Raw genomic sequence first — 25,751 nt, forward strand, 5'->3', positions numbered from 1 at the left:
GAGTAACCGCTGCGGTACACCAGGCCCTTGACGGCGGAGTTGTCGGAGGGCTTGAGCGTCGCCGTCGTGCCGTCGGCGATCAGGCTCTTGGTGACGGTGCCGAAGGAGCCGTTCAGCACGGCGTCGCTGCTGTCGCTGATGGCGGCCGGGTAGCCGGAGCTGATGTCGAGCGAGTCGATGGAGAAGCCGAACGGGTCGGTCGAGTCCACGCTGTTGTTCGTCATCAGGTCGTTGAGGATCTCGACCGCGTCCTCACCGTCGCTGTTGCGGTCGGCGCCGGTGTGGTCCGAGATCATGAAGAGACCGCCGCCGTTCTTCACGAAGTTCATGATCGCCGTCTTCTCGGCGGTCGTGAACAGCGTGTTCGGCTCGGGCAGCACCAGCGCGTCGAAGTTCGACAGGTCGGTCGTCGACGAACCGCCGTAGCTGAGCGCGCTGGTCGCCGTCTTCATGCTGTAGCTGCCGGTCTTCTGGAGGGCCACGCCCCACGAGGAGAGCGCGCCGGTCCAGTCGGTCTCCGAGGACGGGGAGGAGTCCTGGGAGAGCGGGTCGGGCTTGCTGGTGGAGATGATCCAGTCCGCGTTGCCGGCCTCCTCGGCGTGGCCGTCGTCGAACAGGACACGGTAGGTGGTGGCCGCGTGGGCGGGGGCGGCCGCGGTGCCGACCTGGAGGGCGGCTCCCGTGACGAGCAGTCCGAACCCGGCCAGGGCGGTGGTGAGTCTGTGGCGGGATCTGCTGGATCCAAGCATCCGGCGAACCTCCGTGAGGGGGTGGGGTAGAGGCGGTGCGGGCGCCAACTCTGCGCGCGTAGAACGTGCTTGAGATTTCTACACGCGTCGACTCATTGAAAGGTACATGGCATGTCAGGTCGGTGAACAGAAAACCGCTGTAACAACCGGACGGGACTGCCGCCGGATTCAGCGGGCAGATTGGACAGCAGCGGGGTACAGACGAAGAGGGGCGGACATGGAGATCTCGGGCATCATCAGCGCCATCGTCATCGGACTCATCATCGGTGTGCTGGGGCGCCTGGTCGTCCCGGGCCGCCAGCACATCGGCATCCTGTGGACCATCGTCGTCGGCATCGTGGCGGCGCTGCTGGGTTCGGCGCTCGCGGCGGGCTTCGGCGTGGCCGACACCAAGGGCCCCGACTGGATCGAGTGGTTCATCCAGATCGCCCTGGCGGCGCTGGGGATCGCGGCACTGGACCGCACCAAGGGACGCCGGTGACCTGAGCGCGCCCCGGGCGCGGCGGGGCCGCACCGAGGAGTGGTGCGGCCCCGCCGCGCCGGCGGCGCCCGGTGGCGGTCAGCCGACCGAGCGTCGGCCGACGGCCTTGCCGCCTACGCCGGAGAGAGGTACGGCGTGGTCGTGGTCAGGGCATGGAAACCGAGCCGTTCCAGGATCGGCCGGCTCGTGGGCAACGCGTCCACCTGCAGGTACCGGCAACCGTGAGCGGCGGCGACCCGGGCCCGATGGGCGACGAGGGCACGGTACACACCGCGCCCGCGCCAGCCCTCCACCGTGCCGCCGCCCCACAGGCCGGCGAACCCGGCCCCGGGCACCAGCTCGACCCGGGCGGCGCTGACCGGCTCGTCCCCGGCCAGCGCGACGATCGCGACCACGCTGTCCGGCTGCTCGGCGAGCCGCGTCAGCAGCCGGTGCCGCAGCCGCGAACCGTCGGTGCCGAAGGCCTTCTCGTGCACGTCCACCACGAGTTCGATGCCCGCCCGGTCCGTGGCGGGCACCACGCGTACGCCGTCGGGCAGCCCGGCGTCGAGGCTCAGCCGGGCGACCTCGCCGACCATCAGGGTCTCCTGCGGCTCCGGCGTGAACCCGGCCGCGGTCAGCCGGTCACCGAGGTCCGACGGCTGGTCGTGGCCGTAGACCTTCCACTCGAACTCCCGCCCCTGGGCGGCGAAGAAGTCGATCTGCCCGGCGATCGCACGATCCGCGGTCGCCTCGTCCAGGTCCGACCAGAGGATGCCGTTCCATCCCTCGGCGTCCGCCACCTGGCGCACCACCGCGCCCACGCGCTCGATCCGGGCGCCGGGTTCGTCGGGCCGGGCGCCCTCGCGCATGTCACGGTCGTACAGAGCGAGCACGGCTTGATGATCCATCCGAGCACTCCACCATCCGGGCGCGACGGCGGCAACACCATTTCCCGTGGCCGCCGGATGCCCGGGGCCGAAGGTCAGCCCAGTTCGAGCGTCGTCACCCCGAAGACCCGCTCGCGGGCGTGGTCGCGGACCGGGCCGGTGTACATGCGGGCGGTCTCGAACGAGGGGGCGAAGCCGGCCGCCTCGGCGAGGGCGACCCCCGCCGTACTGGTCTCCGGTACGTCGATGGCGACCTGGTCGCCCGCCGCCTCGGCGGTGAGGGCGGTGAACAGGGCGCGGGCGTCCTCGGCGGTGTCGGCGAAGAGGGGGCCGATGCGCAGGGTGTCGCGGCCGGGGCGGATCACGCCGTAACCGGTGAGGCGGTCCCCGTCGTGGCGGACGAGGGCCGTGTGCCCGGTGGTGGTCAGCCACGCGGCCACGAAGCGCGGCCGGTCGGCCGGGCAGCAGGCGCTGTCGTACGCCGTGATGGCGGCCAGGTCGGCGGCGCGGGCGGGCCGGACGCCGGCCGGGGTCTCGGCGGCGGGGGCCTCGCCCACGAACCGGGCGGTGCGGTAGGCGAGTTCGAAGCCGGACTGGCGGTAGTTGTCCTGCTGGGCCACCACGCCGTCCAGGCCGACGGTGCGGTTGCCGGCGTGGGCGAGTGCGGTCTTCCAGGTGGTGAGGCCGTGGCCCTGGCCGCGCAGGTCGGGGCGGACCAGGTACCAGCCCAGGAAGGCGTAGTCGGCGCCGTAGTTGACGACGGAGACGGCCGACACCGGTTCGCCGTCGACCCGGCCGACGAAGAACCCGTCGGGGTCCTGGGCGAAGAAGGCGGCGGTGTCCGACAGCCCGGGGTTCCAGCCCTCGTCGGCCGCCCAGCCGACGATCACCGGCCAGTCGTCGGGGGTGGCCCGGGTGACGACGAGGTCCTGGGGGGCCGGAGAGGTCATCGATGCGCTCCATTCCGTAACGGGGTCCGACAGCGCGGCGACCGGCGCCGCGCGCCCGCAGCATCCTTCCCGATCACCGGGGGCCGTGCCACGACGGGATCAAGCCGTTGACGTGCCACGTGCCGTTCCGGTCCACCGGCCGGCCGCTCGGCGCCGGGCGACCCGCGGGCACGGCGGAGGCCCCACCGGTCGGGCCGGTGGGGCCTGCCGATGCGCGGCGTGTCAGCCCGCCCCGGTATCACGCCGGCCGGTCAGCGCGTCCGGCCCGGGCGGAAGCGCCGGTGCAGGGCGGTCCCGGTGAGCAGCAGCGCCGCGCTGCCCGCCACGGCGGCGCCGGTGAGGTCCGTGCCGGTGTGGGCGAGGGTCGCCCGGGCCGGTGGCGCGGCGGGGTCGTGCGCCTTGGGCTCGTGGTGGGCCTTCGGCGGGGCCGGCGGCTTGACGGTGGGCGGCTCCGGGGTGGTGGTCTTCGGCGGGCTCGGGTGGTCGCCTGAGGCGTTCACCGAGGTGTTGCCGGTGGCCGGGTTCAGGACGCCGACCACGTTGACGCTGTTGCCGCTGACGTTCACCGGGAGGTCGACCGGCAGCTGGATGCCGTTGCCGGAGACCACCCCGGGCGAGCCCTCCTCGGCGCCCTGCGCGGACGCGCCACCGGACGTGGCCGAGCCGCCGGGCGCGCCGTCGGTGGCGTCGCCGCCGCCCTCGTTCACGCAGGTGTTGCCGGCCGCCGGGTTCAGCAGCCCCACCACGTTCACGGTGTTCCCGCACACGTTCACGGGGAGGTCGACCGGCAACTGGATGCCGTTGCCGGAGACCACCCCGGGCGAACCGGCCGCCGTACCGTCCGCGCCCGCGTCGGCCCAGGCCGGAACCGCCACGGCCATCGCACCGGAGGCGGCAGCGACGGCGATCACACCGTTTCGGGTAACCCGTTTCATAGGTTCCCTGCCTTCCAGACATGATTGCGGGCGCTCGCCCGCAGCGGTTAAAACGCAGACGAACCATGTGAGTTATGGCTTATCCACATTTCACCCCACCGAGTGACACTGGTATCGAACCGGCGGCAAAAGTATGCAAGGGCTCCGAAAGGTGATGGTCGCGCGCACGGTAAGGCGCCCCGGCCCGCCCCGCCCGCCGGGAGGCGGGCCTCACGGAGCCCGCCTATGGTGAGCGAAAGCCCTGTATCCGGTCCGCCACGGAGCGTCCCTGGAGGCCCTCGATGCCTGCCGTGCCCCGTACCCGGCCCGCCCTGCGGCGCTGCGCCGGCGCCGGTGCCGTAGCGCTGGCGCTGCTGGGCGCCGGGCTGCCCGCGACCGCGACGGCCGAGGGCGGGGACCAGCCGGACCTGACCCGGTTCTACCGGCAGAAGGTCGGGTGGACGGCGTGCAAGGACGTGGCGCTGCCCAAGGACATGCAGTGCGCCAAGGTCACCGTCCCCCTCGACTACGCACGGCCGGCCGAGGGCACCCTCGACCTGGCGCTGTCCCGCTACCGGGCGACCGGGACGTCGCGGGGCTCGGTGCTGCTGAACTTCGGCGGCCCGGGCGGCTCGGGCGTCAGCCAGCTCGGGCAGGACGGCAAGAAGTTCATGGGCCTGACCAACGGCTACGACGTGGTCGGCTTCGACCCGCGCGGGGTCGGCCGCTCCTCCCCCGTCAGCTGCGGCGAGGGCACCGGCGGCGCCCCGGACGACGCGGGTGTCGACGAGCCGCCCGACGTCGCGCGTCCGCAGGCCCTGATGAAGGCGCTGAAGCAGCTCACGCTGCGGTGCACCAGGAACTCCGGGCCGGTACTGTCCCACATAGGCACCGTGAACGCCTCCCGGGACCTGGACGTCATCCGCCAGGCGCTCGGCGACAAGAAGCTGAACTACCTGGGCTTCTCCTACGGCACCAGGCTCGGCGCGGTCTACGCGGCGCAGTTCCCGCACAACGTCGGCCGGATGGCCCTGGACGGCGTGGACACGCTGACCGAGTCGCTGGCCGAGCAGGGGGTGGCCGGGGCCCGCGGGCAGCAGACGGCGCTGGACGACTTCCTGGACTGGTGCGTCGCCGACCGGGGGTGCCCGTTCGGGCAGGACCGGCGCAAGGCCGGCGAGGCGGTCCTGAAGCTGGTGCGCTCCCTCGACGAGGACCCGGTGCCCTCCGACTTCGGCGGCCCGTTCACCGGCCAGGACCTGGTGGACGCCCTCGGGCAGGGGCTCTACGGCAGGGAACTGTGGCCGCTGATGGAGCGGGCGCTGGCCTCACTGACCGAGGACGGAGACACCCGGGGGGTGCAGAACCTCGCGTCCGGCGGCTACGCGCTGCCGCACGGGCACAGGCCGGCCGGCGGGCTCGTGGACAGCGCGGACATCCCCGTGGACAACCTGTCGGCCGCGCTGATGGCGATCAACTGCGCCGACGACCCGGACCGGCCGAGCGCCCTGCGGCTCACCCAGGATGTCGCCCGGCTGCAGAAGGAGTACCAGCAGGCGTCCCCGGTGTTCGGCCGGTACCGGCTGACGCAGGTGCTGCTGTGCTACGGCCGGCCGCGCGGCACGGACTTCATCCGCGACGAGGTGAAGGACGTGCCTTCCGCGCCGATGCTCCTGGTGGGCACCCGTGGTGACCCGGCGACGCCGTACAGCTGGACGGTCGAGACGGCGAAGCGGCTCGGTCCGTCGGCCGTGGTGCTGGACAACAGGGGCGACGGCCACACCGGGTACACGTCGTCCACGTGCGTGCACGGCAAGGTCGACGACTTCCTGCTGTACGGCACGCTGCCGCCCGACGGCAGTTCCTGCCCGGCGGACGGTGACGGCCGCGCCGTCACCGACTCGCCGGGCTGAGACCCAGAGCTCAGAACCCAGAGCCCAGAGCTCAGGACAGGGTGAGCTCCGGGTCGTAGAGGTCGATCCAGTGGGCCAGGTCGAGGGTGCGCTCCAGGCCGCGCCGGTCCGCCTGGGTGCTCAGCTCGGCCCGGTGGGCCGCCCGGTCGGCCTTCTCCCGGTCGACGAGGTCGAACACCCGGTGGTCGGGCCGGGCCACCAGGTCCTTGACCTGCTCCTGGAGGGCGCGGCCGTACTCCGGGTCCTGGGTGGACGGGTAGGGGCTCTTGACCCGGTCGTACACGGACTGCGGGAGCACGTCCCGGGTGGCCTCGCGGAGGAGGGTCTTCTCGCGGCCGTCGAAGGACTTGAGGGCCCAGGGCGCGTTGTAGACGTACTCGACGAGCCGGTGGTCGCAGAACGGTACCCGGACCTCCAGGCCGACGGCCATGCTCATCCGGTCCTTGCGGTCGAGCAGGGCGCGGACGAACCGGGTGAGGTGCAGGTGGCTCATGCGGCGCATCCGGTACTCGAAGTCGCTCTCGCCGTCCAGGCGCTGGATGGCGGCGACGGCGGAGTGGTAGGCGTCGGCGATGTAGTTCTCCAGGTCGAGGGACTTGGCGAGGTCCGTGCGCAGGACGCCGGCGTCGTCGCCGAAGTGCCGGGCGAACTGGAAGAGCCAGGGGAAGGTGTCGGCGGTGCGGGCCCCCTCGTCGAAGAACTGCAGGTAGCCGCCGAACACCTCGTCGGCGGACTCGCCTGACAGCGCGACGGTGGACTGGTCGCGGACGGCCCGGAACAGCAGCAGGAGCGAGGTGTCCATGTCGCCGAACCCGGCCGGCAGGTCGCGGGCCCGGATCACCCGCTCGCGGACCGCGGGGTCGGCGAGGCTGGCCACGTCGAGGACGATGTCCTGGTGGTCGGTGCGGGCCAGGCGGGCCACGTCGTGCACGAAGGGCGTGTCGGGGGTGGTGCGCAGTTCGTCGGCGACGAAGTTGTCGGTCCGGCCGACGAAGTCGACGGCGAAGCTGCGGACCTTCTCGCCCTGCACGGCGAGCTGCCGGGCCGCGAGGGCGGTCATGGCGGAGGAGTCGAGGCCGCCGGAGAGCAGGGTGCAGCGGGGCACGTCGGCGACCAGCTGGCGGCGCACGATGTCGTCGAGGAGCTCGCGGACGGTGGCGACGGTGGTGTCCCGGTCGTCGGGGTGCGGACGGGTCTCCAGCCGCCAGTAGACCCGGGTGCGCAGGCCGTGGCGGTCGACGGTGACGACGGTGCCGGGTTCCACCTCGCGCATGCCTTCCCACACGGCCTGCCCGGGGGTCTTCACCATGGTGAACAGCTCGCGCAGACCGTCCAGGCCGACGCGGGGGCGGACCAGCGGGTTGGCCAGGATCGCCTTGGGTTCGGAGCCGAACAGGACGCCGTCCGGGGTCGGGTACATGTAGAAGGGCTTGATGCCCATGCGGTCGCGGATCATCACGAGCTTGTCGTGGCGGCCGTCCCAGACGGCGAAGGCGTACATGCCGTTGAGCCGCTCGGCGATGGCGTCGCCCCACTCGACGTAGCCGCGGAGCACGACCTCGGTGTCGGAGTCGGTGGCGAACTCGTGGCCGCGGGCGGCGAGTTCGCGGCGCAGCTCGGTGAAGTTGTAGGCCTCGCCGGAGTAGACCATCGCGACGGTGCCGTCCGGGGTGCGGACGGTCATCGGCTGGCGGCCGCCGGGCAGGTCGATGATCGCGAGCCGGCGGTGCCCCAGGGCGGCGGGGCCCTCGCTCCAGGTACCCCGGTCGTCGGGGCCACGGCAGGCCATGGTCTCCGTCATTGCATCCAATGCGCGCTTCTCGGTGGTGAGGTCACGGTCGAAGGAGACCCAGCCGGTGATGCCACACATGCGCTACCTCCTGCTGCCGGTCAGCCGGGCAATGCGCGCCACCTGCGGTTCCGTGGCGCCGGCAATTGCCCGAGCGAACCACTTGTATTCAGCACCTATATGACGAGCGTGCGCCCGGGAACTCGGCCGGTCAACCTGGCCGTAACACGAACGGAGTACCCCACCCCCTCTTTCGGACGCCTTTTGCCCGCGCGAGGCCCGCAAACCCGCCTCACACCGGGCTCCGTCCGGCCCGAACAGGCCAAGCGCAAAAAGTTCCCCAAACGGGTCGGCGCCTCGGCTTTCGCCGGGCGCCGGTCACCTGGTGCTGTCGTGGGTTCGCGCTACGCGGCCGGCGTCAGGAACCGGTCCAGCACCGCCGTCAGCTCGGCCGGCCGCTCCACCGGGAGCTCGTGGCCCGCGTCGACGATCCGGACCTCGGCGTCCGGGTAGGCCTTGGCCATCCGCAGCATCTGCCCCACCGGCAGCTGGATGTCGTGGTAGCCGTGCACCATCAGGGTGGGCGCGGTGATCTCGCCGGCCCGGTCGAGGACGTCGAACGCCCGCATGGCGCCGTACAGCGTCATGACGACCTCGCGCGGGGTGCCGGCGGACGCCCGGACGTACTCCCGGATCTGCTCGCGCGGGTAGCCCGGGGCGAAGGCGCGCTGGATGTTGGCGGCGACGAACAGCTTGAACGGCACCAGGGTCGAGGCCGCCATCAGCAGCCCGCGGCCGCGGCTGTACGTCATCCGGCCGATGGAATTGACCAGGACCATCCGCTCGACCCGCTCGGGGTGGGCCAGTGCGAGGGTCTGGGAGATCATGCCGCCCATGGAGTGACCGACGGGGACGAAACGGTCCACCTCCAGGTGATCGAGGAGCGCGACCACGTCCTGGGCCAGTTCGGCGACCGTCTTCACGCCGGCCCCGGTGCTCTCGCCGTGGCCGCGCAGGTCGAGCCGGATCACCCGGCGTTCCTGGGCGAAGTGCGCCACCTGGTGGTCCCAGCGGTGCCGGTTCGCGGTCCAGCCGTGGATGAACACCAGGGGTGCGACGCCGCCGTCGCGAGGGCCCTCGTCGTCGTACGCCAGTGCCGCTCCGTCGACTTCGAACTGCGGCATGGGGGCCTCCTGGGGCGTGATCCGGTTACTGCCGGGTACGGTAACCGGCCGTCCGGCCCGCCGTCACCGGCTGCCGGGCCTCAACACGGTTACGGCGCACCCCGGATCCGACGGCGTCCGAGAATTACCCCAAATGCCGCAATGGCGAATCGGTCCTATGGTGCTGATATGGAGCACGCACTCAGTCCTTCGACCCTTGCCGAGCTGCGCCGCCCGCGCCCCTATCCCGCTGTCTCCGTGCTGACGCCGACACACCGTCGTGAGCCGGACAACGCCCAGGATTCCGTCCGGCTGCGCAATGTCGTGGCCGAGGCGAAGAAGCAGCTGGAGTCCGATCCCTCGGTCACCCGGGACCGCCGCTCCGATGTCGTCAGGCAGCTCGAACAGGCTCTCGCCGAGGTCGACCTGACGTACACCGAGGACGGTCTGGTGATCTTCGCCGCGCCGGGTGAGCACCAGGTGTGGTCGCTGGCCCGCAGCGTGCCCGAGCGCGTGGTGCTCTCGGACACCTTCCTGACCCGCAACCTGGTCTCGGCGCACGCCGCCGAGCGGCCGTTCTGGGTGCTGTCGATCTCGGCCGACCGCGTCGCCCTGTGGAACGGCGGCGTAGACCGGGTCACCGAGAGCCGGGCCGGTGGTTTCCCGCTCAACCGAAGCCAGGAGAACTTCGACGCCGAGCGCCGGGAACAGATCGGCGACATGCCCAGCACCTTCCGCGACGAGGACACCAAGCACTTCCTGCGGGAGGCGAACACCGCGATGGCAGCGCTGCTGCGTGAAGAGCCGCGGCCGCTGTACGTCACCGGCGAGCAGGCCGCCCTCTCCCTGTGGGAGGAGCTCGGCAACGTCGCCAGGCACAGCATCCCCGTGCAGCACGGCGGTCTCGCGCACGCCGGCCCGGAAGCCGTGTGGCAGGCGATCACCCCGCTTCTCCAGGCGGAGAACCGCCGGAGCACCGCGTCGGTGACCCGGGAACTCGAGTCCGCGCGCGGTCACAAGACGTTCGCGGCCGGTGTCGACGAGGTCTGGCAGAACGCCCGCGAGGGCCGGGTCCGGCTGCTCGCCGTCGAGGAGAACTACCGCACCACGGTCCGCGACGACGGCGACCACCTGATCCCGGCCGTCAGCGGTGACCTCGACGCCCGCGACGACATCGTGGACGAGATCGTCGAGCAGTGCCTGGAGACCGGCGCCGACGTCCGCTTCGTCCCGGACGGCACCCTGGGCGACGAGAACGGCATCGCCGGCGTGCTGCGCTACTGACGAGCCCCTCATCCGGCCGACGTAGGCTCTGGAGCGTGATCGTCGGCCGAGAGGGAGTGCGTGGGCGTGGCTGAGTTGCTGGGCGTCGCGGTGCTGGGTGCCGGACACATGGGGGCCGACCACATACGGCGTCTGGACCAGGTGGTGAGCGGCGCGCGGGTGGCCGCGGTGGCCGACCCCGACCTCGACCGCGCCAAGGAGGCGGCGGCCGGTCTGGACGGCGTCACCGTGCACGCGGATCCGCTGGCCGCCCTGGCCGCGCCGGGTGTCGACGCCGTCCTGATCGCCTCTCCGGGCCCGGCGCACGAGGAGCCGCTGCTCGCGTCCTTCGAGCGCGGGCTCCCGGTGCTGTGCGAGAAGCCCATGGTGCCGGACTCCACCGGTGCGCTGCGGGTGGTGGAGGCCGAGGCGAGGCTCGGGCGCAGGCTGGCGCAGATCGGCTTCATGCGCCGCTACGACGCCGAGTACGGGCGCCTGAAGTCGCTGCTGGACGGCGGAAGCCTGGGCCGGCCGCTGATGCTGCACTGCACCCACCGCAACGTTTCCTCGCCGCCCGGCTTCACCAGCGCCATGCTGATCAACAGCTCGGTGTCGCACGAGATCGACGCGGCCCGCTGGCTGCTCGGCCAGGAACTGACCGCGGTGACCGTACTGCGGCCCCGGCCCTCCTCGGGCGCCCCCGAGGGGCTGCTCGACCCGCAGCTGGTCCTCTTCGAGACCGACGGGGGCGCCCTCGTCGACGTCGAGGTGTTCGTGAACTGCGGCTTCGGCTACCAGGTGCGCTGCGAGGCCGTGTGTGAGAAGGGCAGCGCCCGGATCGGCGAGGACCACACCATGCTGGTCACCGCGGCCGGCGGCGCCCGCGAGGAGGTGGCCCAGGACTACCTGGTGCGGTTCGCCGACGCCTACGACCGCGAGGTGCAGGCCTGGGTGGACGCCACCCGGCAGGGCCGGGTCACCGGACCGGGCGCCTGGGACGGCTACGCCTCCTCCGTGGTCGCCGAGGCCGGGGTCCGGGCACTGGAGAGCGGCGGCCGTACGGCCGTCGAGCTCGCCCCGCGCCCGGACCTGTACGCGGACCTCAGCCGCTGACGGAGGCGGCGCCCGTCTCCAGGTGGCCGGTGAACCGGCGCGACCAGGTCGTGTCGGAGTCCACCGTGATCGTGAAGTCGTACCAGCCGCCCTGGTACGCGACGGCGTTGAAGTAGTCCTCGGTGGAGGATCCGGCGGCGACCGTGTACGTCCAGGGGCCGTCGGTGCGGTAGTTGTTCGAGGTGATCGTGAACTTCACCGACGTGGAGCCGGTGTTGGCCATCTTGAACCAGACGGCGAGCTTGCCGGTACCGGACTCCACGGCGTAACGGGTGCTCACCTCGGCCGACTTGCCGGCCTTGGTGGCGTCACCCTGGAAACGGCGCAGGAAGCGGTTGGGGCCGACCATGGTGATGTCGTACTTGCCGGCGCCGTACCCGGTGCCGATGTTGAAGTAGTCGGAGGCGGTGGAGCCGGCGTCCACCGTGTACTGCCAGGGGGTGGTGTCCCGGTAGGCGTTCGGGTGGATGGAGAAGTGGGCCGGCCGGGTCGCCGGAGTGCCCTGGTTGGCCATGGTGAACCAGGCGCGGATCGTGCCGCTCGTCCCGAACTCCAGGTGGTCCAGGTAGCCGTTCGGCTGGTAGGGCAGCGCGCGGGCCGGGCGGGTGCCGGTCTCCTGGGCGGGCAGGGCGTTGGTGGTGGGCACCGGGTTGGGCAGCGGGCCGCAGGTGGAGTAGCCGATGACACTGGTCGCGGGCAGGGACACGGCGCCGTAGACCGGGTTGGCGAAGTCGAAGACGCCGGTCAGGTCGCCGCTCACGGCGCGCCGCCAGGCGCTGATGTTGGGGCTGTTCGCGGGCTTGCCGAGGGCCGCCGTCCAGGTCTCCAGGAAGCGCAGCACCGAGGTGTGCTCGAAGACCTCGGAGGAGACCCAGCCGCCCCGGGTCCAGGGCGAGATGACGATCATCGGGACCCGGAAGCCGAAGCCGTAGGGCACACCGTTCAGGAACTCACCGACCGTGCCCGCGGGCGCGGCCGGCGGCGGGACGTGGTCGAAGTAGCCGTCGTTCTCGTCGTAGTTGAGGAACAGGACGGTGGAGTCGAAGACGTCCGCGTCGGCGGCGAGGGCCTGGTAGACCAGGTTGACGAAGTGGGCGCCGTCGCCGGGCGGGGCGTAGGGGTGCTCGGAGAACGCCTGGTTGGCGACCACCCAGGAGACCTGCGGGAGGGTGCCGGCCACGACGTCGGCCTTGATCGCGGCGGCGATGTCGTCGGGGGTGGAGCCGGTCACCGCGGGGACGGAGGACATGCCCCGGTCGTACAGCGGGTTGCCCGCTTTGGCGTTCGCGAAGTTCTTGAAGTACGCGCAGCCGTTGTCCCCGTAGTTGTCCTGGGCGTTCTGGTAGACCTTCCAGGTCACTCCGGCGCTCTGCAGGGCCTCGGCGTAGTTCTGCCAGGTCAGGCCCGACTCGTCGCCGCCGTCGTAGCTGGCGGAGTCGACCTTGCCGCTCCACAGGTAGGTGCGGTTGGGGCCGGTGGCGCTGAGGGTGGAGCAGAAGTAGGCGTCGCAGATCGTGTAGTTGTCGGCGAGCGCGTAGTGGAAGGGGATGTCGGCGCGGTCCAGGTAGCCGAGGGAGCGCACGTTGCCGACGCCCGCGACCCAGTTGTCGAGCCGGCCCTTGTTCCACGCGGAGTGCTGGGAGGACCAGGAGTGCGGGAGGTCGCCGTTGCACTGGGCGAGGGTCTCGCCGTCCTTGCCGCCCGCGTCGGGGGTGGCGCTGAGCTTCCACGGGTACTGGCGGCCCGTGCCGTTCGGCTGGTTGAAGACCGGATAGCCGCCGCTCAGGGTGATGCCGCTGCGGTCGGCGAAGCCGCGGACGCCCTTGAGGCGCCCGAAGTAGTGGTCGAAGCTGCGGTTCTCCTGCATGAGGATCACCACGTGCCTGACGTCCGAGATCGTGCCGGTCGCCGTGCTCCGGGCCGCGGCCGCGGCCACGGTCCGTGGACCGGCGGCGCCCACCGTCATGCCCGCCGCAACGGAAGCGCCCAGTCCCACGAAGCCTCTTCGGCTGATCGGTGTCATTCGCCCCGTCCTCGTCACCGGTGCGCCCGTGCGGCACACCGCGCGCCAGGGTGCACGGGGCGGTCGGCAGGCTCCGGTCCGGATCGGTGAGGCGGGAGTGAACAAAAGTCAAAGTACGGGTCGGTAGCGCCCCGTGCGCCTCACACGCCCCCGAACAGCGTGCTCAGACCTCGTTCCACGACGGCCTCGACGTCCTCCCGCCCCGGGGCCACCACCTCGTGGGTGCGCTGCAGGAACCGGAACAGCGCCTGGGTGTCGAACTGGAGCAGGGCGAGGCCGTGCGGCGAGTGGAACTCCACGGCCGTACGGCCCGGGCCGCAGGGCCAGATGTGGACGTCCCCGCGCCCGGCCGGCGCGCTGAGCCCCTGGTCCAACAGCGAGCGGGCGAAGGTCCAGGTGACCTCCTCGCCGCCGAGGGTGACCTCGGCCGGGAAGTCGACGAAGACGGCCAGCGGATCACCGGAGGTGTACCGGAGCGTGGCGGGCACCGGGACCTCCTCGTCCTCGGCGGTGATCAGCCGGGCCCGGGCGGCTTGCTCGAAAGTGATGTCCATGCCTGTAGGACTCCGGGAATGCCCCTCGCATGACGCGAAATCCGGACAGAGTTGCCGCGGTTGGCCGAGACCGCGACACTGTGAACACAGAGGCGTCGAACAACCGCCCGAGCGCGACACCGAGATCCCGCGAAGTCCACCAAGTCACGTAGCGGTACTACGACTTGCGCCACCGATCGCGTACACCATTCATGGGTGCCGACCAGCCCATGAAGACTCTGGCATATGCCAGAAGCACCACCGTATCGTGTGTTGCCAAATCCCTTACAGGGCGTCGCAGGCTGTGCAACAGTCGTAACCGGTCCCACCGTCCGCCTTGGCCGTTCAGTCCCCGCATCGGAGTGCGTCATGCCGTCCCATGTCTCCGCGGACCGCCCCGCAGCCCAGCCGCCCGGGCGCGGCTCGGTCGAGGCGTTGATATCGCAGACGCGGCGGCTGAAGGGCGACGTGGACGCGGTGCGGCGGGACACCCCGAGCTCGGGTTCGGACCCCGAGGAGCGCTGGCAGCGGGCCCTGTACGACCTGGCACTCCATCAGCTCAACGACTTGGACGAGCACTTGGCCCAGCTGCGGGACGGACCGGCACCCCTGCCGGCCGGTGTGGAGGCGGCACCCGCCCGCAGCTCCGCGCCCGCGCCGGGCTCACTGCTCAGCCGGGTCGGCAGCGCGGAGTGGAACCTCCTGACGGACGAGGCCAGTTGGTCCGGCGAGCTCTTCCAGATCCTCGGCCGCGACCCGGCCGCGCCCGCGCTCACCCTCGACGAACTGCCCGCCCTGGTACTGGACGAGGACCGGCCCTGGCTGACCGCGATGGTCACCGCCTGCCTGGTCGACGCCAAGCCGATCGACGGCGAGTTCCGCGTCCTGCGGCCCGACGGGAACGTGCGGACCGTCCACATGATGGGCGAGCCGGTGCTCGACGGCGACGGCAGCACCGCCTCGATGTGGGCCGTACTGCGGGACGTCAGCGAACTGCGGCTCAGCCAGCGGACGGTGCGCGAGAGCCGGGACACGATGCAGCGGCACCGCCGGCGGGCCGAGACCGAACAGCGGCTCGCCGTCGAACTCCAGGAGGCCGTGCTGCCGCCCGGGCGCGGTGCCCTGCGGCTGCCGCGCCGGGGACCGGGCACGCTCGACGTCGCCGCCCACCACCTGCCGTCCGGGACCGGAACCCTGCTGGGCGGCGACTGGTACGACGCGCTGGAGCTGCCCGACGGCGACACCCTGCTGAGCGTCGGCGACCTCACCGGACACGGCGTCGCCGTCGCCTCGGGCATGACGATGCTGCTGGGCGCCGTACGCGGGATGGCGATGGCCGGCACCCGGCCGGGGCAGCTCATGTCCCTGCTGAACGGGTTACTCGACGCCACCGTGCAACCCGCGCTGGGCAGTGCGGTCTGCTGCCGCTACCACCCGGCCACCCGCACCCTGACCTGGGCACAGGCAGGACACCCCGCCCCACTGCTGTTCCGCGGCGGGACGGGGTGCGCGCTCAGCGCGCCGGACGGCGTGCTGCTCGGAGTCACCTCGGGAGCCGGTTACGGGCAGGCCGAAGTGACCCTGGAACCGGGCGATCTGCTCCTGCTGCACACCGACGGGGTGGTGCCCGGGCACAGCGGAGCCGACTCTCTGGGCGCGCTCCTCGGCCTGGCCCCCCGGTTCGGGGCGGCACGCACCGCCCAGGACTGTGTCAGGGCCGTGGTCGAGGAGTTCGGCGAGAGCGAGCGCGAGGACGAGGCCTGCGTGCTCGTCGCCAAGGTGGGTGAATAGGCAGACCGCAGAACGCAGCACAGGGACGGGCAACGGTTGCCGCCCTGATGCGATCAGCCGGCTCGTGTCGAGCGCACCGGCCCCCTATGCCTGTGCGCTGTTGTGGTTCCCCTTGCTCCTGGCCTTGGGCAGGGCCAGCTTGATCTCCTCCCGCAGCTCCTGGATCCTCGGGTAGCCGGCGTACTCGGCGGTGAGCCGGTACATCTCGCGCAGCCGGTCCCAGGTGCGGTGGGAGGAGTTCGACCCCATCGACATCAGGGCCAGCCGGGCGTAACGGTCCGCCTGCTCGGGGTCGTCCGCGATGAAGCAGGCGGAGGCCATGGACAGGAAGTCGAAGATCTTCGACCGCTGGCGGCCGTCGATCCGCAGGGCCAGGGCCTTCTCCGCATAGTGCTGGGCGTGCACGGCCGCGGCCGGGTCGTGCTCGGCCAGCGTGCGGTAGGCGAGGGCCTGCATGCCGTACAGGTCCTCTTCCCTGAACATCTGCATCCAGCTCGGCGGCGGCACGTCGCCCCGGTCGGAGACGAACAGGTCCTCCGCGTGGCCGAGGGTGCGGCGCATCGCCTGGCCCTTGCCCATCGACGCCTGAGCCCAGGCCTCGATGGTGTAGAGCATCGCCCGGGTGCGCGGCAGCACCTCGTCGCCCGAGCCGGACTTGGCGAGCTTCATCAGGTCGAGTGCGTCGTCGGGCCGGCCGAGGTGCACCATCTGGCGAGCCGCCCTGGAGAGCGCCTCCCCGGCACGCGGCCGGTCGCCGCCCTCACGGGCCGCGTGGGCGGCGATGACGAAGTACTTCTGGGCCGTGGGCTCCAGGCCGACGTCGTGCGACATCCAGCCCGCGAGGACGGCGAGGTTGGCGGCGACGCCCCACAGGCGCCGCTGGAGATGCTCGGGGTGGCGGTAGGCGAGCATGCCGCCCACCTCGTTGAGCTGTCCCACCACTGCCTTGCGCTGCAGCCCGCCGCCGCGGGCCGCGTCCCAGGCGCGGAACACCTCGACGGAGCGCTCCAGTTCCTCCATCTCCTCGGACCCGATGGGGGCGGCCTCGTAGCGGTCGAACCCAGCGGGGTCGGCGTGCAGAGGATCGTCGAGGACGGGGGCGTCGGCCTTGAGTGTGGGGTCGGTGTGCAGCCACTCGTACATGGCGCTGCTGAGTACGGATCCCGCGGTGAGCGCGGCACCCGCACCCACCAAGCCGCGTCGGTTGAGCATGAGGTCCATTCCCGTGAATTCGGTGAGGACCGCGGCGGTTCGTTCGGGCGCCCACGGCATGCCGTCGGGATGTTCCACGTTCCCGTCGTCCGGCCGTTTTCCCGTACGCCCGTGCCGTACCAGACCGAGGTCCTCGATGGTCACGACACGGCCGAGACGCTCGGTGAACAGAGCCGCCAGCACCCGCGGCACCGGATCGCGCGGGATCTCTCCCGTGTCGATCCACCGCCGCACCCGGGAGGTGTCGGTCGCCAGCTGGGGGTGGCCCATGGCCGCCGCCTGCCGGTTGACCAGCCTCGCGAGTTCGCCCTTGGACCAGCCGGCCAGGCCGAACAGGTCCGAGAGGCGGGTGTTGGGTTCTCCGGTCACGTCAAGCCCCCAGGTTCTCGGCTGAGTTGACAGTAGCCCGGTGCCAGTTGCCGGGCGACTATTCGCCACGGTTCGCCAGGGTGCGCCAGATGGTGTGCCACTGGGCAACGGGTGTCAGGTAGGAACGCGCCACCCCGACCCGGTCGCCACTCGACGGGCACACTCCCCAGGGTGTGCCCGGGCGGCCGGGACGGGTTGGGCGCGAGAACCCCTCACAGGACTTCTCAGGCAGGCACCGCAGGTACACGAAGGGATCTGTATCGCCCATGTACGCAGCATCGTCCTCCGTGTCCGCTCCGCCCCGGTCGCTGCGCCCCCGCCCGGCGGGCGGCGGACCGTATCTCGACCCCGCGCGTCCGGGGGCCGCCGTACCGGTCGTGGGCCGGCAGCGGCGCGCCGCGGGACCCGGCACCCAGCCCCTCAGCGGAAGACTCGACCTGTCCGGCCCCCAGGGTGCGCAGCTGCGCACCGCGATCGCGTCGGTGCACCGGATCTGCCCGGAGTTCGCTCCGGTGCAGGTGCTGCGCCGCACCGGGCGGTCCGTGATCCTCGTCGGGACGACGGGGCGCAGCACGGCCGTGGCGAAGTGTCTACTGGACCACTCCCCCGCCTGGGCGGAGCGGACCCGCCACGAAATAGCCGCATACCGCTCGTTCGTCCGGCACCGGCCGCCGGTCCGGGTGCCGAGGCTGATCGCGGCGGATCCGGACAACTGCACGCTGGTGATCGAGCGGATGCCCGGCCGGGTGGCGGCGGTCCACCGCCACCCGGCGGAGGCTCCGCCCCGGGCGGACATCCGGGCCGCACTGGGCGCGATCTGCCGGCTGAACGCGTGGCGGCCCCCGGCGGGCACCTTCGACGCCCCGGTGGACTACCCGGCCCGGATCGCCCGGTACCACGAGCTGGGTCTGCTCACCGACCGGGACATGGGTGACCTGCAGAAGCTGCTGCACGGCATCGCGGTCGCGGCGGGCCGTCAGGGGATGGGCCAGTTCTGCCACGGCGACGCCCTGCTCTCGAACATCCTGCTGTCCCCGGCCGGTCCAGTGCTGGTGGACTGGGAGCACGCGGGCTGGTATCTGCCGGGGTACGACCTGGCCACGCTCTGGTCGGTCCTCGGCGACGCTCCGGTGGCGCGCCGTCAGATCAGCCAGATCGCCCAGTCGGCGGGACCCGCGTCCCGGGACGCCTTCCTGGTGAACCTGATGCTGGTCCTCACCCGGGAGATCCGGACCTACGAGACCGCCGTGCAGCGTTCGATGCACGACGCGACCCCGGCGGCACCGGGTACGGCCCACCCGGGCGCCGCGCCGACCGGCGAGGAACAGCGGCTGCTGCTCCGGCGGCTGCACGACGACTGCCAGTTGGCCCGCCGGGCCGTGCGCGCGGCGGTCGGCACTCGCTGACGGGGACGAGGATCCGCGGTGCGCTCGGGGCAACTGCGCACCGCGGATCCTCGCATGTCCGGGGATCTCTCCTGGGGTGCAGGGGACGCCCACTGGTGTACGCCACTGACGCCCCGCAGGCCTGCGGGCCGCCACCGCGAAACTCCCACGATCTTCGTATGACATGGGAATTCCGGCCTCTCTGGGCATGATTGACGGATCGTCGGCAAGCCGGTACCACTGAGCCACGCTCAGCCCCGCACGCCCCGTCGCGCCCCATCGCCCCAGGAGGCTGCATTGCGAGGATCCGTCACCGAGCCCGCACCCCCGCACCGCGGCAGACGTACGCGCAGGACGGCCGGAGCCGTCGTCGCCGCGGCTCTGCTGCTGCCGTTGCTGGGCGCGGCACCGCCCCCGGACACGAGCGAGTCGTCCGCCGGACTGCTCCAGCGGGCGTTCGCGTCCGCCGCCACCGAGTACCACGTGCCGCAGAGCGTGCTGCTCGCCGTCTCCTACCTCCAGTCCCGCTGGGACACGCACGACGGCGCGCCCAGCGTGACCGGCGGCTACGGCCCGATGCACCTCACCGACGCGCACACCGCGCTGGCGACGGCCACCGAGCACTTCGCGGACGGTACCGAGGACGCCCGCGGCGACAGCGCCCGCCCCGCCCTCCACCCCAGCGTGCAGGTCCCGCGGAACTCCGTGCTCCCGGCCCGCCTCAAGACCCTCCCGAAGGCCGCCGCGCTGACCGGGATCCCGGCCGAGCGACTGCGCACCGACGCCGCGGCGAACGTGGCCGGCGGCGCCGCCCTGCTCGCGGCCGCCCAGCGGGACCTGCACCAGCCGCTCAGCGCCGATCCGGGGAACTGGTACGGCGCGATCGCCCGCTTCTCCGGCGCCGACGACACGGCGACCGCGGGGGCGTACGCCAACGACGTGTTCGACGTCCTCCACACGGGCGAGGAGCGCACCACCGACGCGGGGCAGTTCGTCGCCCTCGCCGCCCAGCCGGAGCTGCGGGCCGACACCGCGCAGCTGAAGCTGACCGGGCTGCGCACGACGGCTGCGGACGACGAGACGGAATGCCCGACAACGGTGTCGTGCGAGTGGATCCCCGCGCCCTACGCGCAGTTCGGGGACAACGACTACGGCAACCACGACCTCGGCGACCGGCCGGCCTCGCAGAGCATCAGGTACATCGTCATCCACGACACCGAGGGCTCCTGGGACACCACCATCGGCCTGGTCCAGGACCCGACCTATGTGTCCTGGAACTACACCATCCGTTCCACCGACGGTCTGATCGCCCAGCACGTCAAGGCGAAGGACGTGGCCTGGCACGCGGGCAACTGGTACATCAACGCCAAGTCGATCGGCATCGAGCACGAGGGCTTCCTCGCCTCGCCGGACGCCTGGTACACGGAGGCGATGTACCGCTCCTCGGCACGGCTGGTGAAGTACCTCTCCGAGCAGTACGGCGTCCCGCTGGACCGGCAGCACATCCTCGGCCACGACACCGTGCCCGGCCCGACCACGTCCACGATCCCCGGGATGCACACCGACCCCGGCCCCTACTGGGACTGGCGGCACTACTTCGAGCTGCTGGACCACCCCTTCAAGCACAAGGCGGGCAAGAAACACCGGGTGGTGACGGGCGGTGTGGTCACCGTCCTGCCGGACTACGCCACGAACCAGCCGACGTACACCGGCTGCGTCACCAAGGGCCAGCCCTGCGCCGCGCACGGGTCCGGCGAGGTACGGCTGTACTCCGACCACGACGAGAACTCGGCCCTGATCAAGGACATCGGCATGGGCACGACACCGACGACCGACGTGAACGACCTCTCCTCACGGGCCTCCACCGGCCAGCAGTACACGGTGGCGGACACCTGGGGGGACTGGACGGCGATCTGGTACCTCGGGCAGAAGGCGTGGTTCAAGAACCCGGCGAGCGCCCCGGCGGCGGTGAGCGCGGCCGGGGTGGTGATCATGCCGAAGGCGGGCCTGACCAGCATTCCGGTGTACGGCCGCGCCTATCCGGAGGCGTCCGCGTACCCCTCCGGGGTACCGGCCCAGTCGATCTCCCCGCTGCCGTACACGATCCCGGCGGGCCAGAAGTACGTGGCCGGCGACGAGGTGCCGGGCGAGTACTACTACGCCGTCACCTTCGACACCGCCTCGCACAGGGTCGTGGTCGGCAAGGATCTGTACTACGAGATCCAGTACGGCCACCGGGTCGAGTTCGTCCGCGCGGCCGACGTCGACGTGGTGCCGGCCGCGAAGACCGGGCGGCACCACGGCCACGGCCACGGGAAGTAGCCGGCCTCAGCCCTGCTGGAAAAGCTCCGCCGGGAGCGGCTTCAGCAGGGCGTACAGGTCGTCGGTGATCGGACGGTCCCAGGCCGCGATGGTCACCAGGACGCCGTCGCTGCGGTCGAACTGGACGCAGGAGATCCGGCTCTCGGAGAGCTTGAGCCGCCGCACGATCAGCAGGTTGTCGCCCTGCAGGACCGGCATGTCCTCGGTGCCGACGACGGTGACGTCCTCGTCGTTCTCTAGTGCGAGGAGGAGCTGGCCGACCTCGAAGGGGATCTCGTCCTCCTCCACCTCGCGGGCCGGGGAGCCCTCGGGGAGGTTGCCGATGATCATCGCGGGGCCGCGGCCGCCGAAGAGGTCGTAGCGCAGGAAGACGCCCTGGCAGGTGCCGTCGGGGGCGGGCAGCAGCCCGGCTCCGAGGTTGCCGGGCCAGTCACCCGGGTCCATGGCCAGAACGTCGAAGTCGGGGCCGGCGGGAGTGGCGCTGCGGCGACGGAGGAACGACATGCGCTCCATGGTACGGGGCCGGGGTTGTGGGGTGGGGATCAGTGCGGGGTGCGGGTCGCCCGGCCCTTGTACGCTCCTGCTCCGCCGGCTCTCCTGCTCGGCCGGCCCTCTTGATCCGCCGCAGCGGTGACCAGCCACGACGGTGGTGATCGGCGGTGCCGTGCCGGGCGGTGTTCGCCGTGGTGGGTGCCGGTCCTGCGCCAGGTGCGGCGCCGTCGTGGCTGGTCGCGCAGTTCCTCCCCCAGCGCCCCTAGGGGGTTGCGCCCTCGGTCTGCTCCATCGCTGCGGTCAGCTCCGCACGGGCCTGTACCGCCAAGGCGTCCGCTTCACACTGCACGGCGGTGTCCAGACCCCTGCGAAGCAGTCCGGCGTCGCGGAGTTCCGTGCCCAGGGACACCAGGGCACAGGCCAGCTCGTAGGCCGCCGGGGAGCGCTCCAGGTGGGCCACCGACTCGCGCAGGTACGCCAGGCGGGCCTCGCCCGTCGAGACCTCTGCCGCGGTGCGCAGAGCCTGGCCGATCACCGACGGAGCGCCGAAGCGGCGGGCGCGGGTCAGCGCGGCCAGGGCCGTGGTGAGGGCGCGTTCCGGGGCGTCGTGGGCTTCGGCGCGGGCCAGGTGGAGCTGCCAGGGGCACCAGGAGGGGTTGCGGATGCCGCGGGGTTCGAGGCGACGGCCGGCCGCGGAGAGCTCGGCCGCCGCGTCCTTCGTGAGGCCGCGGGCGAGCAGCAGTTCGCCGTAGACCGTCTGGGCGTCGGGGAAGACCACGGCCGCCGGGAAGGGCTCCCGGAAGGCATGGTCCTCGGCGAGGCGGGTGGCCTCGTCGGTGCGGCCGCGGGCCAGCAGGGTCTGGATGAGGATGCCGACGGCGTACCAGTGGGCCGGGGTGCCGGGTCCGACGCGTTCGGCGAGGCGGAGGCCGGAGCGGACGTGCTCCTCGGCCTCGGCGAGGCGGCCGCGGCGGTAGCGGACGTAGCCGAGGAGGGTGTACGCGAAGGAGAGGTGGGCGCCGCGCCAGCCCTGGCGTTCGAAGTCGGCGATCCCGGCGGCGAAGAGTTCCTCCGTGCGGTCGGGCCGGTCGGCGTACATGAAGGCGAGGGCGACGAGGACGGGGACCTCGAACCCGCGGTCGGCCTCGGCCCAGCCGAGGCCGCCGGCCAGGGCGCGTTCGGCGTGGTGGAGGGCGACGTCGGCGGGTTCGCCGCGCTGGACGGCGTCCCAGGTGCGCAGCCCGATGACGTACCGCTCGGTGAGGTCGCGGCCGCGGAGCCGGTCGGCGAGCCGGGTCAGGCGGCGGGAGCGGGAGGGGTGGTCGGGTTCGTCGGCGCGGAAGGCGTCCCACATGAACTGTTCGGAGAGCATCCGGAGCCGTACCCGGGCGTCGCCGGTCACGTGGATCTCGCGGGCGAGGGTCTCGGAGGCCTCGGCGAGGCGGTCGCTGTGGGCGAGGACCTGGGAGAGGCGGTAGACGATGTGGTGGCGCAGGGCGGGCTCGGCGATGGGCTCCTGGAGGGCCGCGCGCAGGTGGTTGACGGTGGTGGCGGGCTCGGTGAGGAGGGACGCGCTGCCCAGTTCGTGGAGGACGGCGGCGCGCTCCTTGGCGGGCGGGGGTTCGCGCAGGGCGCGGGCGAGGTAGGCGCGGGCCGTGTCGGGGGCGCCGGCCCGGAGGGTCTCGCCGGCGGCGGCGCGCAGTTGCCGGACGACCCAGGTGTCGCCTTCGGGATGGGTCTCCAGGAGATGGCGGGCGGCGGCGGTGGCGCCCTGGCCGTCGTCGGTCACGCACCAGGCGGCCTGGCCGTGCAGGGCGACCCGGGTGGCGGGCGGGATGGCCCGGTAGACGGCGGTGGCGATCAGCGGGTGGACGAACTCCAGGGTCTCGGCGCCGGTGAGGACACGGGCGCCGCGCAGGGCGTCGGCGGCGTCGGCGGCCTCCTCGTGGCCGAGGCCGGCGACGGCGGCGGCGAGCGCCGGATGGATCTCGGTGCCGAGGACCGCGCAGGCCCAGGCGAACCGGACGGCGGAGGGGCCCAGGCGTTCGAGGCGGGCGAGGAGACCGCTGCCCTTGACGGCGGCGGCGAGGTCGCGCAGCAGGGGTGCGCCGGCCTCGGTGGGGTCGAGGCCCCGGTCGTGGACCTTGGCGGTCAGCTCGACGGCCTCGAAGGGGTTGCCGGCGGTGACGGCCCAGCACTCGTGGCAGAAGGCGTCGTCGGCGTGGTCGCCGAGGCTCTCGCGGACCAGGCCGGCGACGGCGTCGGAGCTGAGTGGTTCGAGGCCGTGGGGGCGGCCGCCGGCCCGTCCGGGCAGGCCGCGGAACGCGTCGGCGTGCTCGGGGAGTTCGTCGGGCCGGTACGCGACGACGACGAGCAGCGGGAGTTGCTCGGCCCGCGGTGCGAACGCGGCGAGCCAGCCGAGGGATTCGGGGTCGGCCCAGTGGGCGTCGTCGAGGACGAGGACCATCGGGGCCTGGCGCACGGCGAGATGGGTGAGCACCCAGTCGAGGCCGTCGCGCAGGCCCTGCTGGTCGGGCGGGGCGCCCTCGGTCGGGGCGCACAGGCCGAGGGCCGGGCCGACGATGTCGTACCAACTGCCCAGCGAGGCGCGGAGTTCGGCCTCCGGTGCGCCGGCGAGGCGGGGTTGCAGGAGCTGGCGGGCGACGTGGAAGGCGACGCGCTGTTCCTGGTCGCCGCCGCGCGCGGAGAGCACGGTGCAGCCCTGGGCGGCGGCCCGGCGGCGGACCTCGGCGAGCAGGGTGGTCTTGCCTATGCCGGCCCGGCCGGCGAAGGCGAGCAGGGCGCCGAGCGGCCGGTCGCCCGGTGCCGCGCGGTCCGCGCCCAGGCCGGTGAGTTCGGCCAACGCCTCGTCGACGGCGGCGAGTTCGCTGTCGCGCTCGTAGAGCGTCCGTCGGTTCCGCAGGACCCGCTGTCCCATGACCACCCCCCGCCACGGTGGTACGCGAGCGCGGGGGGCGGGCGCGCACCGTGGCTTGCAGGCAGCTCAGCGTACGCTTCGCGGCGGTGATCCGCCCCCTACTGACGGTAACTGGGCGAAGGGACTTGACATCACTCCTGCGGTGGCGACGGCGGGACCACCGCGATCGGGGCGGCCGCGTGCAGCAGCACGGCGTGGGTGACCGAGCCCATCATGCGGGCCGGGGCGAGCAGCCGTCGGCGGTGGCGGCCGACGACGACCAGCGCGGCGTCCTTCGAGGCGGACACCAGCAGGCCGGCCGCGTCGCCGGGCAGCGCGAGGACGTCGGCGCGCAGGTTCGGGCGGTCCTTGAGGTGCGGGGCGAGGAAGCCCTCGGCCAGGGTGCGGGTCTCCTGTTCCACCTCGTCCTGGTCGACGGCCGGCGGGACGAGTTCCCCGGCCGCGAACCAGCTCTGCACCGGCCACGGGTAGGCGGCGATCACCTGGAGCCGGGCGCCGCGCCGGTCGGTCTCCGCGAAGGCGAAGGCGAGGGTGGCGTCGTCGGGGCTGTCCACGTCCAGGCCGACGACGACCCGGGGCCCGGGCTCGGCGGGCAGTTCCTCGTGCACCTCCCGCCCGGGCCGGGGTACGACGACCACCGGGCATGCGGCGTCGCGGGCGGCGGCCATGCCGTTGGAGCCGAGCAGCAGGCTGGCGAAGCCGCCGCGGCCCCGGGAGCCGAGCACCAACAGCTGGGCGTCGGCGCCCAGTTCGGGCAGCAGCGCGCTCGGCACGCCTTCCATGGCGACGTACTCGACGGTCAGCCCCACGCCACCGGTGGACAGCCGGTCCCGGACCTCGTCGAGCACGGGGTCACCTCCCTCGTCCGGTTCCCCGGCGACCAGGACGTCGGGCTGCCCCCAGGCGGCGTACTGGCGGACATGGACCACCCGCAGTGGTGCGTCCCGCTGCCGGGCCGCCTGCACGGCCCAGTCCAGGGCCCGCAGGCTGTCGTCCGAACCGTCCGCCGCGGCGATGACCGGCGCAGCGCTCATCGTTCCTCACCTCCGGAATACGACCTTCCCCGTCCGGGGCCAGCCTGTCTCAGGCGGCGGCCCCGGAAGGGCGCTGCTGGTCACGTGTCCGGAAATCCTTGCGGAACACCCCCCGGTTCACCTCTCTGCCGCAACGGCAGGACCGGGGGAGGTGCTCAGGTGAGGTCGAACTCGCCCTCCCGGGCCCCCGACACGAAGGCACCCCATTCGGCGGGGGTGAAGATCAGGGAAGGGCTCTCCGGGCTGCCGCTGTTGCGCATCGCGATGAATCCCTCGACAAAGGCGATCTGGACATCCCCCAGGCCCCGGCTGCTGGACTGCCAATCGGCCCCGCTGAGGTCCAGCTCCGGCTTCTCCCAGCCCAGTACCGGCTGCTGCTGGATGGTGCTCTCGGCCACGTCCGTGCTCCTCCCGAATTCGTCGTCCGCGGCCAGCCTAGCTTTCGGTT

At 72.4% G+C, this 25,751-nt stretch carries 19 protein-coding genes and 1 pseudogene; 7 read left to right on the forward strand and 13 right to left on the reverse strand.

All coding sequences use genetic code 11. The features are described from left to right. Positions 1-749, reverse strand: a pseudogene (locus tag ABT137_RS38030) (hydrolase); the annotation flags it as partial. A gap of 217 nt (positions 750-966) precedes the next feature. On the opposite strand from ABT137_RS38030, the gene ABT137_RS38035 reads away from it, so the two are divergent. Beyond that, positions 967-1,230: a GlsB/YeaQ/YmgE family stress response membrane protein gene (locus tag ABT137_RS38035; protein WP_351715950.1), complete on the forward strand. Its 264-nt coding sequence runs from the start codon at positions 967-969 to the stop codon at positions 1,228-1,230. A gap of 113 nt (positions 1,231-1,343) precedes the next feature. Here the strand turns inward: ABT137_RS38035 and ABT137_RS38040 are convergent, their stop codons facing one another. The 3 genes from ABT137_RS38040 to ABT137_RS38050 all read right to left on the reverse strand — a co-directional run bounded on the left by ABT137_RS38040 (position 1,344) and on the right by ABT137_RS38050 (position 3,984). Beyond that, positions 1,344-2,120, reverse strand: a complete 777-nt coding sequence (locus ABT137_RS38040) for a GNAT family N-acetyltransferase (RefSeq protein WP_351715951.1) — start codon at positions 2,118-2,120, stop codon at positions 1,344-1,346. A 74-nt stretch (positions 2,121-2,194) separates the two neighbouring features. Continuing rightward, entirely contained in the window at positions 2,195-3,049 is an 855-nt protein-coding gene (locus tag ABT137_RS38045; RefSeq protein WP_351715953.1) for a GNAT family N-acetyltransferase, read from the reverse strand. A 251-nt stretch (positions 3,050-3,300) separates the two neighbouring features. Then, entirely contained in the window at positions 3,301-3,984 is a 684-nt protein-coding gene (locus ABT137_RS38050) for a chaplin (RefSeq protein ID WP_351715954.1), read from the reverse strand. A gap of 281 nt (positions 3,985-4,265) precedes the next feature. Here ABT137_RS38050 and ABT137_RS38055 point away from each other — a divergent pair, with 281 nt between their 5' ends. Then, entirely contained in the window at positions 4,266-5,876 is a 1,611-nt protein-coding gene (locus tag ABT137_RS38055; protein ID WP_351715955.1) for an alpha/beta hydrolase, read from the forward strand. 31 nt (positions 5,877-5,907) lie between these two features. Here the strand turns inward: ABT137_RS38055 and asnB are convergent, their stop codons facing one another. Both asnB and ABT137_RS38065 read right to left on the reverse strand, forming a co-directional pair. Further along, positions 5,908-7,746 (reverse strand): asparagine synthase (glutamine-hydrolyzing), encoded by a 1,839-nt coding sequence (gene asnB / locus ABT137_RS38060; RefSeq protein WP_351715957.1) that lies wholly within the window; start codon positions 7,744-7,746, stop codon positions 5,908-5,910. A gap of 323 nt (positions 7,747-8,069) precedes the next feature. Beyond that, positions 8,070-8,849, reverse strand: a complete 780-nt coding sequence (locus ABT137_RS38065; protein WP_351715959.1) for an alpha/beta fold hydrolase — start codon at positions 8,847-8,849, stop codon at positions 8,070-8,072. 168 nt (positions 8,850-9,017) lie between these two features. Here ABT137_RS38065 and ABT137_RS38070 point away from each other — a divergent pair, with 168 nt between their 5' ends. Then, positions 9,018-10,112 (forward strand): baeRF3 domain-containing protein, encoded by a 1,095-nt coding sequence (locus ABT137_RS38070; protein WP_351715961.1) that lies wholly within the window; start codon positions 9,018-9,020, stop codon positions 10,110-10,112. 66 nt (positions 10,113-10,178) lie between these two features. After that, positions 10,179-11,204: a Gfo/Idh/MocA family protein gene (locus ABT137_RS38075; RefSeq protein ID WP_351715962.1), complete on the forward strand. Its 1,026-nt coding sequence runs from the start codon at positions 10,179-10,181 to the stop codon at positions 11,202-11,204. Here ABT137_RS38075 and ABT137_RS38080 read toward each other — a convergent pair. Further along, a complete protein-coding gene (locus ABT137_RS38080; protein WP_351715964.1) occupies positions 11,194-13,227 on the reverse strand; it encodes a phosphocholine-specific phospholipase C in 2,034 nt (677 codons plus the stop codon). The genes ABT137_RS38075 and ABT137_RS38080 overlap by 11 nt on opposite strands. Positions 13,228-13,367: 140 nt before the next feature. Then, on the reverse strand, positions 13,368-13,781 hold the full coding sequence (locus tag ABT137_RS38085; protein ID WP_351715967.1) for an SsgA family sporulation/cell division regulator: 414 nt from the start codon (positions 13,779-13,781) through the stop codon (positions 13,368-13,370). Positions 13,782-14,129: 348 nt separating this feature from the next. Here ABT137_RS38085 and ABT137_RS38090 point away from each other — a divergent pair, with 348 nt between their 5' ends. Further along, a complete protein-coding gene (locus ABT137_RS38090; RefSeq protein WP_351715969.1) occupies positions 14,130-15,551 on the forward strand; it encodes a PP2C family protein-serine/threonine phosphatase in 1,422 nt (473 codons plus the stop codon). Positions 15,552-15,635: 84 nt separating this feature from the next. Here the strand turns inward: ABT137_RS38090 and ABT137_RS38095 are convergent, their stop codons facing one another. Beyond that, positions 15,636-17,132, reverse strand: coding sequence for a DNA-binding protein NsdB (locus ABT137_RS38095; protein WP_351715971.1), 1,497 nt, complete (start codon positions 17,130-17,132; stop codon positions 15,636-15,638). 266 nt (positions 17,133-17,398) lie between these two features. Between ABT137_RS38095 and ABT137_RS38100 the strand changes: the two genes are divergently transcribed. Next, complete coding sequence (locus tag ABT137_RS38100) at positions 17,399-18,538, forward strand: aminoglycoside phosphotransferase family protein (protein WP_351715973.1); 1,140 nt, start codon at positions 17,399-17,401, stop codon at positions 18,536-18,538. A 276-nt stretch (positions 18,539-18,814) separates the two neighbouring features. After that, a complete protein-coding gene (locus tag ABT137_RS38105) occupies positions 18,815-20,839 on the forward strand; it encodes an N-acetylmuramoyl-L-alanine amidase (protein ID WP_351715974.1) in 2,025 nt (674 codons plus the stop codon). Positions 20,840-20,845: 6 nt separating this feature from the next. Here the strand turns inward: ABT137_RS38105 and ABT137_RS38110 are convergent, their stop codons facing one another. The 4 genes from ABT137_RS38110 to ABT137_RS38125 form a co-directional block, all read right to left on the reverse strand. Beyond that, a complete protein-coding gene (locus tag ABT137_RS38110) occupies positions 20,846-21,343 on the reverse strand; it encodes a hypothetical protein (RefSeq protein ID WP_217551936.1) in 498 nt (165 codons plus the stop codon). A 250-nt stretch (positions 21,344-21,593) separates the two neighbouring features. Further along, the gene (locus tag ABT137_RS38115) at positions 21,594-24,269 is read right to left on the reverse strand and encodes an ATP-binding protein (RefSeq protein WP_351715976.1); all 2,676 of its coding nucleotides are present in this window, start codon (positions 24,267-24,269) and stop codon (positions 21,594-21,596) included. A 131-nt stretch (positions 24,270-24,400) separates the two neighbouring features. Then, positions 24,401-25,303: a universal stress protein gene (locus tag ABT137_RS38120; RefSeq protein ID WP_351715978.1), complete on the reverse strand. Its 903-nt coding sequence runs from the start codon at positions 25,301-25,303 to the stop codon at positions 24,401-24,403. Between the two features lie 155 nt (positions 25,304-25,458). Beyond that, on the reverse strand, positions 25,459-25,701 hold the full coding sequence (locus ABT137_RS38125) for a DUF397 domain-containing protein (RefSeq protein WP_351715979.1): 243 nt from the start codon (positions 25,699-25,701) through the stop codon (positions 25,459-25,461). Positions 25,702-25,751: the final 50 nt, after the last annotated feature.

Origin of the sequence: Streptomyces sp. NPDC001980 (assembly GCF_040296885.1) — a bacterium.
Taxonomy (GTDB): Bacteria; Actinomycetota; Actinomycetes; order Streptomycetales; family Streptomycetaceae; genus Streptomyces.

What these genes read in the sequence shown, in the direction of transcription:
- ABT137_RS38045 (WP_351715953.1), bottom strand. Translation starts at nt 3,049, where the DNA reads ATGACCTCTCCGGCCCCCCAGGACCTCGTCGTCACCCGGGCCACCCCC.
- ABT137_RS38055 (WP_351715955.1), top strand. Translation starts at nt 4,266, where the DNA reads ATGCCTGCCGTGCCCCGTACCCGGCCCGCCCTGCGGCGCTGCGCCGGC.
- ABT137_RS38110 (WP_217551936.1), bottom strand. Translation starts at nt 21,343, where the DNA reads ATGTCGTTCCTCCGTCGCCGCAGCGCCACTCCCGCCGGCCCCGACTTC.
- ABT137_RS38040 (WP_351715951.1), bottom strand. Translation starts at nt 2,120, where the DNA reads ATGGATCATCAAGCCGTGCTCGCTCTGTACGACCGTGACATGCGCGAG.
- ABT137_RS38050 (WP_351715954.1), bottom strand. Translation starts at nt 3,984, where the DNA reads ATGAAACGGGTTACCCGAAACGGTGTGATCGCCGTCGCTGCCGCCTCC.
- ABT137_RS38035 (WP_351715950.1), top strand. Translation starts at nt 967, where the DNA reads ATGGAGATCTCGGGCATCATCAGCGCCATCGTCATCGGACTCATCATC.
- ABT137_RS38070 (WP_351715961.1), top strand. Translation starts at nt 9,018, where the DNA reads ATGGAGCACGCACTCAGTCCTTCGACCCTTGCCGAGCTGCGCCGCCCG.
- ABT137_RS38080 (WP_351715964.1), bottom strand. Translation starts at nt 13,227, where the DNA reads ATGACACCGATCAGCCGAAGAGGCTTCGTGGGACTGGGCGCTTCCGTT.
- ABT137_RS38085 (WP_351715967.1), bottom strand. Translation starts at nt 13,781, where the DNA reads ATGGACATCACTTTCGAGCAAGCCGCCCGGGCCCGGCTGATCACCGCC.
- ABT137_RS38120 (WP_351715978.1), bottom strand. Translation starts at nt 25,303, where the DNA reads ATGAGCGCTGCGCCGGTCATCGCCGCGGCGGACGGTTCGGACGACAGC.
- ABT137_RS38065 (WP_351715959.1), bottom strand. Translation starts at nt 8,849, where the DNA reads ATGCCGCAGTTCGAAGTCGACGGAGCGGCACTGGCGTACGACGACGAG.
- asnB (WP_351715957.1), bottom strand. Translation starts at nt 7,746, where the DNA reads ATGTGTGGCATCACCGGCTGGGTCTCCTTCGACCGTGACCTCACCACC.
- ABT137_RS38090 (WP_351715969.1), top strand. Translation starts at nt 14,130, where the DNA reads ATGCCGTCCCATGTCTCCGCGGACCGCCCCGCAGCCCAGCCGCCCGGG.
- ABT137_RS38100 (WP_351715973.1), top strand. Translation starts at nt 17,399, where the DNA reads ATGTACGCAGCATCGTCCTCCGTGTCCGCTCCGCCCCGGTCGCTGCGC.
- ABT137_RS38115 (WP_351715976.1), bottom strand. Translation starts at nt 24,269, where the DNA reads ATGGGACAGCGGGTCCTGCGGAACCGACGGACGCTCTACGAGCGCGAC.